The sequence below is a fragment of the Mycobacterium sp. genome (assembly GCF_050701515.1).
Taxonomy (GTDB): Bacteria; Actinomycetota; Actinomycetes; order Mycobacteriales; family Mycobacteriaceae; genus Mycobacterium.
In genome coordinates this window covers 22,300-35,379 of record NZ_JBOGDB010000054.1, presented here as the reverse complement: position 1 = coordinate 35,379, position 13,080 = coordinate 22,300, and the positions used below count along the sequence as shown (strand labels likewise).

At 66.6% G+C, this 13,080-nt stretch carries 14 protein-coding genes, 1 tRNA gene and 2 pseudogenes; 8 read left to right on the top strand and 9 right to left on the bottom strand.

Going from position 1 to position 13,080, the window contains the following annotated elements; translation table 11 throughout:
- Positions 1 to 24: 24 nt before the first annotated feature.
- Positions 25 to 213 (bottom strand): annotated as a pseudogene (locus ACRDU5_RS04605) (hypothetical protein); the annotation flags it as partial.
- Position 214: 1 nt separating this feature from the next.
- Positions 215 to 730 (bottom strand): annotated as a pseudogene (locus ACRDU5_RS04600) (DUF6541 family protein); the annotation flags it as partial.
- A gap of 110 nt (positions 731 to 840) precedes the next feature.
- On the opposite strand from ACRDU5_RS04600, the gene ACRDU5_RS04595 reads away from it, so the two are divergent.
- Positions 841 to 2,037 (top strand): cysteine desulfurase-like protein, encoded by a 1,197-nt coding sequence (locus ACRDU5_RS04595; RefSeq protein WP_526613165.1) that lies wholly within the window; start codon positions 841 to 843, stop codon positions 2,035 to 2,037.
- Positions 2,038 to 2,041: 4 nt separating this feature from the next.
- Here the strand turns inward: ACRDU5_RS04595 and ACRDU5_RS04590 are convergent, their stop codons facing one another.
- On the bottom strand, positions 2,042 to 3,025 hold the full coding sequence (locus tag ACRDU5_RS04590; protein WP_526613163.1) for an NAD(P)H-quinone oxidoreductase: 984 nt from the start codon (positions 3,023 to 3,025) through the stop codon (positions 2,042 to 2,044).
- 65 nt (positions 3,026 to 3,090) lie between these two features.
- On the opposite strand from ACRDU5_RS04590, the gene ACRDU5_RS04585 reads away from it, so the two are divergent.
- The 3 genes from ACRDU5_RS04585 to ACRDU5_RS04575 all read left to right on the top strand — a co-directional run bounded on the left by ACRDU5_RS04585 (position 3,091) and on the right by ACRDU5_RS04575 (position 4,588).
- Complete coding sequence (locus ACRDU5_RS04585; RefSeq protein WP_526613161.1) at positions 3,091 to 3,603, top strand: MarR family winged helix-turn-helix transcriptional regulator; 513 nt, start codon at positions 3,091 to 3,093, stop codon at positions 3,601 to 3,603.
- Positions 3,604 to 3,621: 18 nt separating this feature from the next.
- Positions 3,622 to 3,708, top strand: a tRNA-Ser gene (locus tag ACRDU5_RS04580).
- Between the two features lie 22 nt (positions 3,709 to 3,730).
- Positions 3,731 to 4,588, top strand: coding sequence for a class I SAM-dependent methyltransferase (locus ACRDU5_RS04575; RefSeq protein ID WP_526613160.1), 858 nt, complete (start codon positions 3,731 to 3,733; stop codon positions 4,586 to 4,588).
- Here ACRDU5_RS04575 and ACRDU5_RS04570 read toward each other — a convergent pair whose 3' ends face one another.
- Together ACRDU5_RS04570 and ACRDU5_RS04565 are read right to left on the bottom strand one after the other, a co-directional pair.
- A complete protein-coding gene (locus tag ACRDU5_RS04570; RefSeq protein ID WP_526613159.1) occupies positions 4,589 to 6,433 on the bottom strand; it encodes a glycosyltransferase family 2 protein in 1,845 nt (614 codons plus the stop codon).
- 20 nt (positions 6,434 to 6,453) lie between these two features.
- Entirely contained in the window at positions 6,454 to 6,897 is a 444-nt protein-coding gene (locus tag ACRDU5_RS04565; protein WP_526613157.1) for an SRPBCC family protein, read from the bottom strand.
- Positions 6,898 to 6,928: 31 nt separating this feature from the next.
- Here ACRDU5_RS04565 and ACRDU5_RS04560 point away from each other — a divergent pair, with 31 nt between their 5' ends.
- Positions 6,929 to 7,222: a dihydrofolate reductase family protein gene (locus ACRDU5_RS04560; RefSeq protein ID WP_526613156.1), complete on the top strand. Its 294-nt coding sequence runs from the start codon at positions 6,929 to 6,931 to the stop codon at positions 7,220 to 7,222.
- On the opposite strand, the gene pdxR is transcribed toward ACRDU5_RS04560, so the two are convergent.
- Positions 7,182 to 8,567, bottom strand: coding sequence for a MocR-like pyridoxine biosynthesis transcription factor PdxR (gene pdxR, locus ACRDU5_RS04555; RefSeq protein ID WP_526613154.1), 1,386 nt, complete (start codon positions 8,565 to 8,567; stop codon positions 7,182 to 7,184). The genes ACRDU5_RS04560 and pdxR overlap by 41 nt on opposite strands.
- A gap of 46 nt (positions 8,568 to 8,613) precedes the next feature.
- On the opposite strand from pdxR, the gene ACRDU5_RS04550 reads away from it, so the two are divergent.
- Both ACRDU5_RS04550 and ACRDU5_RS04545 read left to right on the top strand, forming a co-directional pair.
- Positions 8,614 to 9,030 carry a DUF4345 family protein gene (locus ACRDU5_RS04550; protein WP_526613153.1) on the top strand — a complete coding sequence of 139 codons (417 nt, stop codon included), beginning with the start codon at positions 8,614 to 8,616 and terminating at the stop codon, positions 9,028 to 9,030.
- Positions 9,030 to 9,941, top strand: a complete 912-nt coding sequence (locus ACRDU5_RS04545; protein ID WP_526613152.1) for an NAD-dependent epimerase/dehydratase family protein — start codon at positions 9,030 to 9,032, stop codon at positions 9,939 to 9,941. Before ACRDU5_RS04550 ends, ACRDU5_RS04545 begins: the two co-directional genes overlap by 1 nt.
- A gap of 73 nt (positions 9,942 to 10,014) precedes the next feature.
- Here the strand turns inward: ACRDU5_RS04545 and ACRDU5_RS04540 are convergent, their stop codons facing one another.
- Both ACRDU5_RS04540 and ACRDU5_RS04535 read right to left on the bottom strand, forming a co-directional pair.
- Complete coding sequence (locus ACRDU5_RS04540) at positions 10,015 to 10,839, bottom strand: crotonase/enoyl-CoA hydratase family protein (protein ID WP_526613151.1); 825 nt, start codon at positions 10,837 to 10,839, stop codon at positions 10,015 to 10,017.
- 19 nt (positions 10,840 to 10,858) lie between these two features.
- Positions 10,859 to 11,320, bottom strand: coding sequence for a hypothetical protein (locus ACRDU5_RS04535; protein WP_526613150.1), 462 nt, complete (start codon positions 11,318 to 11,320; stop codon positions 10,859 to 10,861).
- A gap of 40 nt (positions 11,321 to 11,360) precedes the next feature.
- On the opposite strand from ACRDU5_RS04535, the gene ACRDU5_RS04530 reads away from it, so the two are divergent.
- Complete coding sequence (locus ACRDU5_RS04530; RefSeq protein ID WP_526613148.1) at positions 11,361 to 11,945, top strand: TIGR03086 family metal-binding protein; 585 nt, start codon at positions 11,361 to 11,363, stop codon at positions 11,943 to 11,945.
- Here the strand turns inward: ACRDU5_RS04530 and ACRDU5_RS04525 are convergent.
- Entirely contained in the window at positions 11,942 to 13,003 is a 1,062-nt protein-coding gene (locus ACRDU5_RS04525; RefSeq protein WP_526613146.1) for a pyridoxal phosphate-dependent aminotransferase, read from the bottom strand. The genes ACRDU5_RS04530 and ACRDU5_RS04525 overlap by 4 nt on opposite strands.
- Positions 13,004 to 13,080: the final 77 nt, after the last annotated feature.

The following is a 13,080-nucleotide window of genomic DNA, read 5'->3' as shown; positions in this document are numbered from 1 at the left end:
CTAGAGTGCCCCGCATTCCCTTCCTCAAAGGTTCCCGCGCCATTCGTAGATACGGGCCTCGCCGTTGTCGTAGATCCTCTCCCACGACCGCGACGTCTCTAGCGACACTAGCCCGTCGGGCATGGCGGTCTTCAGCACCACCGGTGTGCTGGTCAGCACATACCGGATATGGAGGGCCTTCACCGCCTCGGCGACGCGCGGATCGGTGTCGGCCGCGCAGCAGGTGCCACGTCAACGCCGCGGCGCTCACCGGGAACAACCAGACGGTCGCCGCCAGCGAGCTGAGGGTGTAGGCGGTGGTGGGTGCGGCCCCGGTCAACTGACTGAGCACGGAGGCGAGTACAGCGCTTCGTGGGTCTCGATGTTGCGCAGCTCGCCCATGTGGGTCGGGGAGGCCTACCCGGTGTCGAGGATGAATCGGATGGTGTTGGCGTGCCAGACGGCATCCCAGGTGCCGCGCCTCCGCGGCGCGGTCCGGGTAGCGGTTCAGCACCGTCGGCAAACACGCCGCGAGCACCGTCGCCAGCGCCAGAGCAAAGAATGCGGTCCACGCGTTCCATGGGATGCCGAGCGCGCCGAACGGAACGATGGCCAGCGCAACGATGCCGTAGGTGAGTGCCGGCCCGACGGCCACCGCGATGGGCCAGGACAACCGGCTGGCGCGTGCCACGATGGTCCCGGGGAGCACCAGCAAAAACGCCGCGATTAGCACGCCGAACGCCAAGCCCACTGGACTAGTATGGCTGGCCAGGTGACCCGGTCCGGCACGGCGGAGGCGCGGTTGGGCACCCGCCAAACCGTGTCGGTTTGTGGACTGCACAGAGCTCTAAGGTGGCTGGCATGGCATACGACGTCGCCCGGGTGCGTGGGTTGCATCCGTCTCTGGGTGATGGGTGGGTGCACTTCGACGCCCAGCACGGCATGCAGCTGCCGGACTCCGTTGCCACCACCGTGTCCACCGCATTCCGCAATTCGATGACCACCACGGCCGGCCCGCACCCGGCGGCCCAACGCAGTGCCGCGGTGCTGAGCGCGGCCCGCGACGCGGTCGCGGATCTGGTCAACGCCGACCCTCGGGGCGTGGTGCTGGGCGCGGACCGCGCGTTGTTGCTCACCTCGCTGGCCGACGCGTCGTCGTCGCGGGTGGGTCTGGGCTATGAAATGGTGGTCACTCGGCTCGACGACGAAGCAAACATTGCACCGTGGTTGCGCTCCGCCAATCGCTATGGCTCCAAAGTGAAATGGGCCGAAATCGACATCGAGACCGGAGAGTTGCCCACCTGGCAGTGGGAGAACTTGATCACCAAGTCGACCCGTCTGGTCGCGCTCACCTCCGCCTCTTCGACATTGGGCACCATCACCGATCTACGTCCCGCGACGAAGCTGATGCACGACGTGGGCGGTTTCGTGGTTGTCGACCATTCGGCGGCCGCACCGTACCGTCTGGTCGACATCGACGAGATCGACGCCGACGTGGTTGCGGTGAACGCGCTCGGCTGGGGCGGCCCGCCGATTGGCGCGCTGGTTTTCCGCGACCCGGCGCTCATCGACTCGTTCAGTTCGGTGGCGCTGAACCGGTATGCCACCGGGGCGGAACGCCTGGAGATCGGCGTGCACCAGTTCGGCTTGCTTGCCGGCTTGGTCGCCAGCATCGAATATCTTGCATCGCTCGACGAGTCGGCCACCGGAACGCGTCGGGAAAGACTGGCGATCTCGATGCAGTCGGCCGCGTCATACATGACCAGGCTGTACGACTACCTGTCGATATCGCTGCGGTCGCTGCCACTCGTCATGGTCATCGGCAGACCCGAGGTCTCCATCCCGGTGATCAGCTTCGTAGTCAGAGAAGTGCCGGCCGAAAGGGTGGTGCAGCGGCTGGCCGACAACGGCATTCTGGCCATCTCCAATGCGAGCTCGCGGGTCCTGGACGTGATCGGCGTCAACGACATCGGTGGGGCGGTGACCCTTGGCCTGGCTCATTACACGACGACCGCCGAGGTCGATCAGCTGGTTCGCGCGCTGGCCTCGCTCGGCTGACGCGTCAGTCCGCCACCCGCAGAAGCACCTTCCCGGCCACCTCGCCGGAATCGAGCAGTTGGTGCGCCGCGGCGGCCTGCTCGATCGGAAACTCCGCCCCGATCACCGGTCGCACCCGGGCGTCGGCGATCATCGGCCAGATATTGCGGACCACTTCGGCGACGATTTCGCTCTTGCTGCCGGGGCCCTGCACCGGCCGCGCCCGCAGCGCGGTGCCGATCACGGCGGCGCGCTTGGCGATCAGCTTGCCCAAATTCAGTTCGCCCTTGACGCCACCCTGCATGCCGATCACGATCAACCGCCCGTCGTTGGCCAGTGTGTCGACATTGCGGTCGAGGTAGCCGGCACCGATGATGTCCAGGATCACGTCAGCCCCAGCGCCGTCGGTTTCGGCGCGCACCCGCTCGACGAAGTCTTCGTCGCGGTAGTTGATCACGATCTCCGCGCCGAGCTCCCGGCACAGTTCGAGCTTGGCTGCCGACCCGGCGGTCACCGCGACCCGGCTGTCCAAGCCCCGCGCCACCTGGATGGCGTGCGTGCCGACCCCACTGGCGCCGCCGTGAATCAACACCACGTCGCCCGCAGCCAAGTGCGCCGTCATCAGCAGGTTGGACCACACCGTGCAGGCCGCCTCGGGCAGTGCGGCGGTCTGGTGGAGTTCGACCGGCGCTGGCACGGGCATCACCTGACCGGCCGGAACCGTGACGAATTCGGCGTAACCCCCACCGGCCAGCAACGCACAGACCTGCTGCCCGACCTGCCAGCGATCGACACCTTCGCCCAGTTCGGCGATGACGCCTGACACCTCCAGTCCCAAGATCTTGCTGGCACCCCGCGGGGGCGGGTACTTGCCGGCGGCCTGCAGCAAATCGGCTCGGTTGACCCCCGCGGCGCTGACCTTGATCAGCACCTCGCCACCTGTGGGTGGCACATCGGGCACTTCTTGCCAGGTCAGACGGCCGGGCGCGGTGACCTCTACGGCGTGCACGAACAAAACGCTACTACCCGGGAATTTCGGCCCGTAGCAATGGTCTCGTCATTTACCATGACGAAATGGAGGGGACGATTGCCGGGCGTACGGCCAGCGATATGCCCGGTTTGGACATCGCTGAGCAGAGGTCGTGGCAAAACTTCCTCGACGCGGCGCTGCGGATGTACGCGACCTTGAATCGGTCGCTGGTGGAAGCACACCATCTGACGCTGAACGACGTGCGCCTGCTTGACATGTTGGACGAGTCCGCGGCCGGGTCGGCGCGCATGGGAGATCTGGCCGATGGGCTGATGTCGCTGCCGAGCAGGGTGACCCGGCAGATCCGCCGGCTGGAGGTGCAGGGCCTGGTGCGGCGCGGGGCCAGCCCCGACGATGGCCGCGGCGTACTGGCCACCATCACCGACGACGGCAGGGTACTGGTGCGCCAAGCGATGACCACCTATGGCGTGGGTGTCCGCGATCATTTTCTCGGCAAGCTGACCCGGCCGCAGATCGCCGCGATGGGAGAGAACTGCCGCCGCATCAGCGCGGGCCTGCGGACGGGTTCGTCGGCCGCCAAGGTCGGCCGGGTCTAACCCCGTACTCTTGTCGGCGGTGGCGTGGCAGAGCGGCCTAATGCACTCGCCTTGAAAGCGAGAGACGGCTGAAACCGTCCGGGGGTTCAAATCCCTCCGCCACCGCCCTGACGGAGAGGACTGGTGAATGCTCGACCGGCTCAAGAAGGCCGCCAGGCAGAAGCTGCAACGTGCCGTCGCCGAAGTTGTCGAGGCGGAGCTTGCTCGACGGCAACAAGAGCTGGACCGGCAGCTAGACCAACGGCAACAACAGCTGCGGGACATGCACTCCGAGAACATGGCGGCTCTCGACAGGATGGGCGAGCGCATCGTTGAGCAGGGCGACCGTCTGCACCACCGGCTGTACGACTTGGAACAGATTGCCCGCCGCGACATCTTGCATTCGCAAGACACAGCCGCTGCCAACGACAGCGCGGCCTTCGTCCTCGAACAGATGCCCACCGCATCGGTGTTCTGGCATCCGCACGACACGCTGCGATACGCGCTCGGCGAGATCAAGGGACCCGGACTGGCGCTGGAGTTCGGGGTGGCGACCGGGACCACGCTCAAGATCATCGCCGATGCCGTGCTGAGCGACCGAACGGTCGTCGGTTTCGATGTATTCACCGGCTTGCCCGAGACCTGGCGGACCGGGTTCCCGGCGGGGGAGTTCGCACAGCAGGAAGTGCCCGATATTCCGGGTGCACAACTCATCGTCGGCATGTTCGAGGACGAACTGCCCGGCTTCCTCGCCCGCAACGAGGAACAGATCACGTTCGTGCATGTCGATTGCGACCTGTACTCGTCGACCAAGACGATATTGGACCTCACCGGAAACCGTCTCGCCCCCGATGCGGTGCTGGTGTTCGACGAATTCTTCAACTACCCCGGCTGGCAGCAGCACGAGTATCGGGCCTGGAGGGAGTTCATCGAGCAGTCCGGGCGCACCTTCGAATATCTGGCCTACACCGGCAACAACGAGCAGGTCGTCGTGCGCCTGCATTGATCAGCTGTCGAAAAGCCGTGCCCAGTTCTCCCGGCCGGTCAACACGGGAACTGCCTCCCGATAGCGAGTCTGAAGCGACGGTGTCTCCGCGCGGAACCGTCGAAGCGTCTTGCGCATTCGCTTTGACAGCTCTTTGAGCTTCTTCTTGTCGCGGCGCCGGACCCGTACGCCGGTTTGGGAAGCATCCGTGACAACCGCGTGCCCGAAAAGCGAGACGTGCCACCACTCGTTGTGCGCGGCCGTGATGGCGACCGGCCCGGGAATGACCCGTCCCAGCCACTGGTACACCACGCGTTTGGCCAACACGAGATTGATTCGGTCCTTGCGCGGCCGATGGCCGATCGGATGAATACGCGGCACGGCGCCGGTGATTTCACCAATGTTCACCGCGGCGTGGACGACCGTTTCGGCGAACTCCGATCGCTCCGCGCGTATGGCGGCCAACGCGCCGGGTCCGCCGTCCTGCAGCACAGCCGGACCTTCGAGGAAGTCTTCGATTCCGCGAATCATGGTGTAGGCCAAGCCGTATTGCATCGAAACCAGACACTCGGTCATCTCGCGCGCCAACCACCGGCTGGTGGTCTTGCGGTCGATCTCGCCGTGCACGGCATGAGTGATCAGCGCGTTGCGCACGCTGAAGTAGCGGATGAACTCGTCGCGGTCCTTCCAGTGGAAGTCGGCGTGCCAGACACCCGCGTTGGGCAGCGTCGTGGTCGGAAAGCCCGCGGCCCGGGCCCGCAGTCCGTACTCGATGTCGTCCCACTGGAAGAACATCGGGATCGGAAGGCCGACCGCGGCGATCACCTCCGACGGCATCAGACATGACCACCACGCGTTGTACTCGGCGTCGACGCGCTGCTCCTGTCGGTACTTCAACATGTTGGCGTTGTGCAACGCGTTGGGGGCCCAGCGGCCCGCGCGCAGCCTGGGCATCTCGGTTTGTTCGGCGCCGACGTGCAGCTGGCGGGTGTTCTTCAGGTAGAGCATCTGCGCGCCGACAATCGTCGGTTTCGGGGTCAGATTGGCGAAAGCGTTGAGCCGCAGCAGCGTTTCGGGTTCGCAGAGGATGTCGTCGTCCATCAGGATGACGTTGGCGTGGTCGGCGATGCTTGACACCTCGTAGAGCCCTCGCGCGAACCCGCCTGCGCCGCCGAGATTCGGCTGCCGCAGGTATACCAATTTGTCGCCGAGATGGGCGGCGACGTCCTGGAACAGCTGGCGGGTCTCGACGGCGTCGGTCCCCTGGTCGGCGACATACACCGCGTCGATGCCGGCCAGCAGACTCTTGTCGCCGGCGATGGTCGCGAGGTTTGTTGCGCAGTCGTCGGCCCGGTTGAACGTACAGATGGCGATCGCGGCCGGCCGGATGGCCCTGGGCCCGGGCACCGTCCACTCCTGATCTGTGATTCTCAGTGGACCGCTCACCGCCCTGCATTCCATCCACAGGGCGCCGCCGTCGACGAATTCGTTCAGCCGGGTCGAGAGCACCGCGGTGCCGGTGCCGTCCATCTCGGTGCTTGTGACGGTCCGCTCGGTGCCGCCGGCGTCCGACGCGCGCAGCAGCAAAGTGGCGGGGCCGGACGTCTCGTACGCGAGTTTCAGTTGCACCTCGGTGGCGATGGTCCACCGCTGGAAATAGCTGGCGGGCAGCCGGCCGAAGTAGGTGTTGGTATCGACGGTCGCGCCGTGCTCGAGGTGCAGGGCGTTGCGTTCGCGGTGGGCCTTGCCGCTCACGATCCGGGCGTACATGTCGTCGGGCACCTGGGCGCTCGGGCCGGTGAACAGCCCGCGCGCCACCAGCAGCCGCTCGGGTGCGGCGTGCTCGGTGAGCGCATGCTTCAGCACGTCGGGAGCCTAACAAGCCCCTAGCCCGACTCGAGAATCGACTTGAGCCGGGCGAGGTCCTTGGTCGTCGCGCGCCGGATCGCCGTCGCCACGATCGGGGTCGCCAGCGCGGCGAAAGCCGTCGGCTCCCCGCGATTGCGTAGCGTCATCAAGGTGGACCCGTCCGGGGCGTCTTCCCACGAGTAGGTCGTTTCCATCGGGAACGGACCCTGGCTCGCGCGCATCACGAATCGCTGTTCCGGCACCAGCTCGACCACTTCGTAGGTGTACGTCAACGTCCGGCCGAGAAAGCCGCTGGTGAACGAGAAACGCGAGCCCAGCGTCACCGGCTTGGCCGTTTCCCATTGCACCGCTTTGATATTCGCGTACCACGCGGTGGCGTTGTCCGGATCGCAACAGTACGCGGCGACCTCCGGACGGGGCCGGTCGATCGTCGTGTGGACCTCGACATCCACCGTTGCCATGCCCACAGTCTCGCGGGCAGCATCTTCAGGTGTGGCGAAATTCCTCTACTCGGCCGCAATGTCTGTCGACGGTTTCATCGCCGGTCCGGATGGAGACATGTCGTGGCTGGCCGACTACCTCGGACCCAATCCAACGGTTGACGATCTGATCCCACAGGTCGGGGCCTTGCTCGTGGTCCGCCGCACCTTCGGAGGCGACGACCCGTACAAGGGACAGCCCGGCGAGGGTGAAGCGTTCGGTGGTGGCTGGGACGGCCCGCAGTCGACGAACCTGTGGTTCCGCGTCATCCGGCAGCCCGCGCAAGTGCCTGAATCCCGGCGTTGATCTGCGACTCGGTCAGGTTGGCGTAGCCGAGCATCAGCCCAGGTGGCGCCGTCGCCGGATCCGCATAACACGGCGCGAGCGGCTCGACGTTCACCCGCATTGCTGCCGCCCGCCGGACCAGGTCGGTAATCGGATAGCCGGCGGGGAACCGCACGGTGAGGTGGACGCCGGCGGCAGCGCCCAGCACCGTCGCCTGCGGGAGGTAGCGGGCCAGGGCTTCCAGCAGAGCGTTTCGGCGGCTCAGGTAGCGACGGCGCATCTGGCGCAGATGCCGGTCGTAGCCGCCCGATGTCAGCAATTGCGCGAACGCGATCTGGTCCATCACCGAACTGCCGGTGTCGGCCAAACCTTTCGACAGCCGGGCCGCACCGACGAGGTGCGGGGGCAACACCATCCACCCGATGCGCAGTCCGGGCGCCAGAGTCTTGCTCGTCGAACCGATGTAGATCACCCGATCGGGTGCGATGCCCTGCAGTGCACCGACCGGCGCCCGGTCGTAGCGGTACTCGGCGTCGTAGTCGTCCTCGATCACCAGGTGGCCGGCCCTGGCCCATTCCATGAGCGCGGTGCGCCGGCCGGCGGAGAGCACCACGCCGGTCGGCGACTGGTGCGCGGGGGTGGCCAGGACCGATGCTGCGTCGCTGTCCGCCAGCGCGGCCACGTCGAGGCCGTCGGCATCCACCGGAACGGCGAGCGGCTCGATGCCGTTGTGGCGCAACACCATCCGATGAAGCCAGAATCCGGGATCTTCCATCGCCAACGGCATCTCAGTGTCCCCAAGTACGCGGGCCAGCAGTGCGATCGCCTGCGTCGCGCCCGAACACAGCACGACGTGCCGCGCGTCGGCCTGCACGCCGCGGGTGCGCCGCAGATAGTCCGCGACCGCTGCGCGCGCGGCGGGCAGTCCCTGCGGGTCGACGTAACCGAACGAATCCGAGCCGATCTCGGCCATCCCCTGTCGCAGCGCACGCAGCCACGCGTGGCGGGGGAAGCTGCTGAGATCCGGAGAGCCAGGGAGGAAGTCGACGTCGAAGCGTCGCGTCGGTTCAGTGTGTTGCGGCGCGCTCGCCACATCGACGGTCGCCACCCGGGTGCCCGAGCCGTGCCTGCTCAGCAGGAAACCTTCCGCGATCAGCTGGCTGTACGCGTCGACGACAAGCCTTCGGGAGACGCCCAGGTCGGTCGCGAGTACCCGCGTCGACGGCATTCGGGTGTGCGGTGCGAGGCGACCGGTGCGGATGGCGGTGCGCAGCCCGTTGGCGAGCTGGCGGTGCAGTGGTTCCGGGCCGGCACGGTCGAGCTCGACCAGGAGCTCTGGACTCGAAGTGGTACCCGAAACTGCCATGAAAGTGGAGCCTATCTTGAGGCCATTAACGGATTAGCGTGAACGTATGACAACGACACCTACTCGCACAAGAGCCGGGTTCGTCGAGGTGACCCTGATCGTGTTCGGGCTGTACGCCTTGACCATCGGGCTGTTCATGATGTTCGCGCCCGGAGCGTTCTTCGACACCCTCGGGACTTTCGGCGTTCGCAACGATCACTACATCTTCGACAACGCAACGTTCGAGGTACCGCTGGGCCTGATGCTGCTGGCCGCGGTGCGGTGGCCGTCGTGGCGGACTCCGGCGTTGGCGTTCGCCACCCTGCATTGGGCGCTGCACGCGATCAGCCACATCATCGACCCGCACCACGGCGCAGGCGATTGGATCGGGTGGCTCGAGGCAGGCGGCCTGGTGGTGACCACGGTGATACTCGCGATTGCGTTGCGCGCCAACGTTACTGCGGAGAAAGCGGGCCAGCGCTGATGCGTATTCTGGTTGCAGGGTCCACCAGCGTCCCAGGTCTACCCCTGCTGCGAGAGCTGAATGTCCGCGGCCACGAGGTCGTCGGCCTGACCCGTCAGGCGGCGAAGACACCGCAGATCGAGGAAGCTGGCGCGAAGCCCGTGGTGGCCGACGTCTTCGATGCCGACGAGATCGACAAGATCGTCGCCGATATCGAACCCGAGGTGGTGGTCAGCCTATTGACCACGCTGCCGAAGCGGGGGCCCATGCGGGTCAAGGACTTTGAGCCGGCCCGTGCGCTATGGGGCCGCGGGGCACCGAACCTGGTGCGGGCCGCGCAGCGCGCAGGTGTGCGCCGGGTGGTGGCCGAGTCGGTGGTCTTCGCATACGGCTATCCGACAAGCGGGCCTGCGGTGATGGACGAGACCGACCCATACCCTGGCCCGCCGCCCAAGGGCGGGGACGACATGCTGGCGGCGCTGCGCGGCATGGAGCAGACCGTGCTCACATCCGCCGAGCACAGCGACACCGAGGGAATCGTGTTGCGCTACGGCATCTTCTACGGGCCAGGAGTGCCGCACACCGAGTTGTTCACCCGGCTGGCGAAGTGGTGGTTGATGCCTGCAATCACGGGCAACGGAATCGTGTCGTGGATTCACATTGACGACGTTGCGAAGGCGACGGCAGACGCCCTGGAAAAGGGACGAGGCGGGCAGATCTACAACATCGTCGACGACCGACCCCAGTCGTTCGGCGACTACATCCGCGAGCTGTCCGCCAAAATTCACCGGCCGCCGCCGCTGCCTTTCCCGCGGCGACTGTTCGGTTTGGTCGCCCCTTACGGTGCGATCGCATTCGGCGACACCTGGCTGCCGCTGTCCAACGCCAAGGCGAAGGCCGAGCTCGGCTGGACGCCTATTCCCCGGGTCTGACTCTCCCCCTACGCTTCGCGTGGGCGGTACCCCCACAACGCGGCTCGTACCTCGCCGCTTGATCGTCGTCCGACTATTCCCCGGTGAAGTTCGGCGCCCGCTTCTCGAACGTCGCCCGCAGGCCTTCGGTCAGGTCCTTCGACGGCAGGAACGCCGCGTTCCAGGCCGCCACATAGCGCAGGCTCTCCGACACCCTCGCGATGCGCTGCTGATCGAGCACGTCCTTGATGCCGTTGACCACCAGCGGCGGGTTGGCGGCGATCTCTGCGGCGGTCTGATGCGCGGCGGCCAACGACGCCTCGGCGTCGTCGAACACGTCATTGACGAGGCCGATCTTCTCGGCCCGCGCGGCGTCGATGTCCTTACCCGTCAGCGTCAGCTCGCGCAAATGACCGTCGTTCAGGATCAGCGGCAGCCGAGCCAGGCTGCCGACATCGGCCACGATCGCCAGCTTGACCTCGCGCACCGAGAACCTCGCGTCCGCGCTGGCGTAGCGGATGTCGACGGCCGAGATCAGATCCACCCCGCCGCCGACACACCAGCCGTGCACCGATGCGATGGTCGGGGTGCGGCAGTCGGCGACGGCGTTCATCGCACCCTGCATCCGCAGGACGGTGGCGTGCAGGTCCGCCCGCGGCCGGGCCGAGGCGCCGTCGGACATCGCACCCGACAACGTCCCGCCCATCGCGGGCAGGTCGAGGCCGTAGCTGAAGTTCTTACCCGAGCCGGTGAGCACGATCGCGCGGACATCGCGGTCGGCGTCGAGCTTGCCGAACACTTCGGGCATCTCCGCCCAGAACGCCGGCCCCATCGCGTTGCCCTTGCCGGGACCGACCAGTGTCACCCGCGCGACGTGGCCTTCGATGTCGACGGTCACGGATTCGTATGCATCACCCATGACAGGAGAGGCTAGCCACTCACGGCGGCGACCCGCCCAGCGCCACCTCTTTCACGACGGCGCCGGGCAGAAGCTGACACATGGAGGAGGCCAGGATGAGCGCGACCATCTCGTCCTCGTTACCCTGCCGGTTCTGCTCCTCGGCCAGGATTGCGCGGATCACCGCCAGTTGGGTGGCCTCGTCCAGGCCGTTGTACTCGCTGCACGTCATGGTCAACGCGTTCGGCGGTGCAGGGACCTCCGGGACGTCGGTGCTCCCCGGCATCGGAAAACCCGGTATCTGGGGAAGACCCGGAATGTTCGGAAATCCCGGGATACTCGGGAAGCCGGGTTCCTCCGCCGACGGTGTTTGGTTGGGCGAGGCTATGGGTGGACCCGGCTCGGTCGTCATCGCCACGGTGCCGGGTGTGGTGCGCTGGCAGCCGGTGATCACGCCGAGAAGGATCAGCGCCGCGGCGGCGACCCGCAGATGGGTGCTCATCTGCGCAACGATAGGCGCACGCACGACGTAGCGTGGGCTCATGCCCGCCGATTTGTCCCCCGGTCCGGATTCACCGCCTACCGACGAACTCGCCAGCGCGGAAGCCAGCCTGGCAATCCTGCAGAACGTGCTGCACCCGATCGCCAACGACGACTTGTCCAAGCAAACTCCGTGCCGAGAATTCGACATCGCCAAACTGACCGATCACCTGATGAACTCCATCACCGTCATCGGCGGCGCCGCAGGCGCGGAGCTGCCCGACCGTGACGCAGGCGACTCGGTGGAGCGCCAAGTCGTCGCTGCGGCCCGTCCGGCGCTGGACGCCTGGCACCGCCGCGGACTCGACGGCACGGTGACTTTCGGGCAGAACGAAGCCCCTGCGCGGGTGATGGCCGGCGTACTGTCCGTCGAATTCCTCATCCACGCTTGGGATTACGCAATGGCGATGGGACGCACGGTGGATGCGCCGGACTCGCTGGCCGACTACGTGATGGGACTCGCGCAGGTCATCATCACGCCGGAGGGCCGTACCAACGTCGGCTTCGACGATCCAGTCGATGTGCCGGCCGAGGCGGGCGCACTAGATCGACTGATCGCGTACACCGGTCGCAACCCGAGCGGCTAGGCGCCGATCCAGCGTTGGGCGAACTCCAGGAACGCGTCGTTCTCGTTCGGGGCGGCTACGGTTACTCGCACTCCGTCCTCGCCGTAGGGCCGGACGATGATTCGGCTGTTCGCCGAGTCAGCGGCGAATTCCTGGGCTCGTCCGGGCAGCGGCAGCCAGACGAAGTTGGCCTGCGACGGTGGCACTTCGTAGCCGGCCTCGCGCAGCGCCGTCGTCACCCTGACCCGTTCGGCGACGACGGCGTCGGTGCGGGCCAGCAGCTCGTCGCCGGCGTCCAGCGACGCGACCGCCGCCGCCTGCGAGATGCTCGTAGCACTGAACGGCACGTAGACCTTTCCGACCGCGGTGATGATGTCGGGGTCGCCGACCGCGTAGCCGACCCGCAGGCCCGCCAATCCGTATGCCTTCGAAAACGTCCGTAGCACAACGACATTGCTGTGTTCGCGGACCAGCCCGAAACTGTCGGGCAGCATGCCGTCGCGAATGTACTCGACGTAGGCTTCGTCGAGGGCGATCAGGATGTCCGACGGCACCGCCTCGATGAACCGGCCCAATGCGTCCGGGTCGACGACGGTGCTGGTCGGGTTGTTCGGATTGCACACGAAGATCAGCCGGGTGCGGTCGGTGACGGCGTCCAGCATCGCGTCGAGGTCGAAGGTGTGGTCGGTCAGCGGCACCTGGATCGGGGTGGCACCAGCGGTGCGCACCTGCAACGGGTAGATCTCGAAGCTGCGCCAGCCGTAGACGACCTCGTCGCCGACGGTCGAGGTGATCTGGATGAGCTGCTGGCACAGGCTCACCGAACCGCATCCCACCGCGATGTGCTCCGGCCCGAAGGCCCCGTTGTCCAGGTATCTGGCCAACCGCTCCTTCAGCTCGACGTAGCCGTTGTCCGGATACCGGTTGACGGTGTCGGTGGCCTTCTCAATAGCCGCGCGCACGCTCGGCAACGGTCCGTGCACGGTCTCGTTGCTCGCGATCTTGATCGCGCCCGGCACCGTCCGGCCCGGGGTGTAGGCCGGCAGATCGGCCAGCTCAGGGCGCAGGCGGGCGGTCACCCGACCAGTCTATGGGGGCCGAACTGCGCTTTGCCTGGTGCCATTGTGGATGTGTACGCTGTCGGATCGGCGGTAAA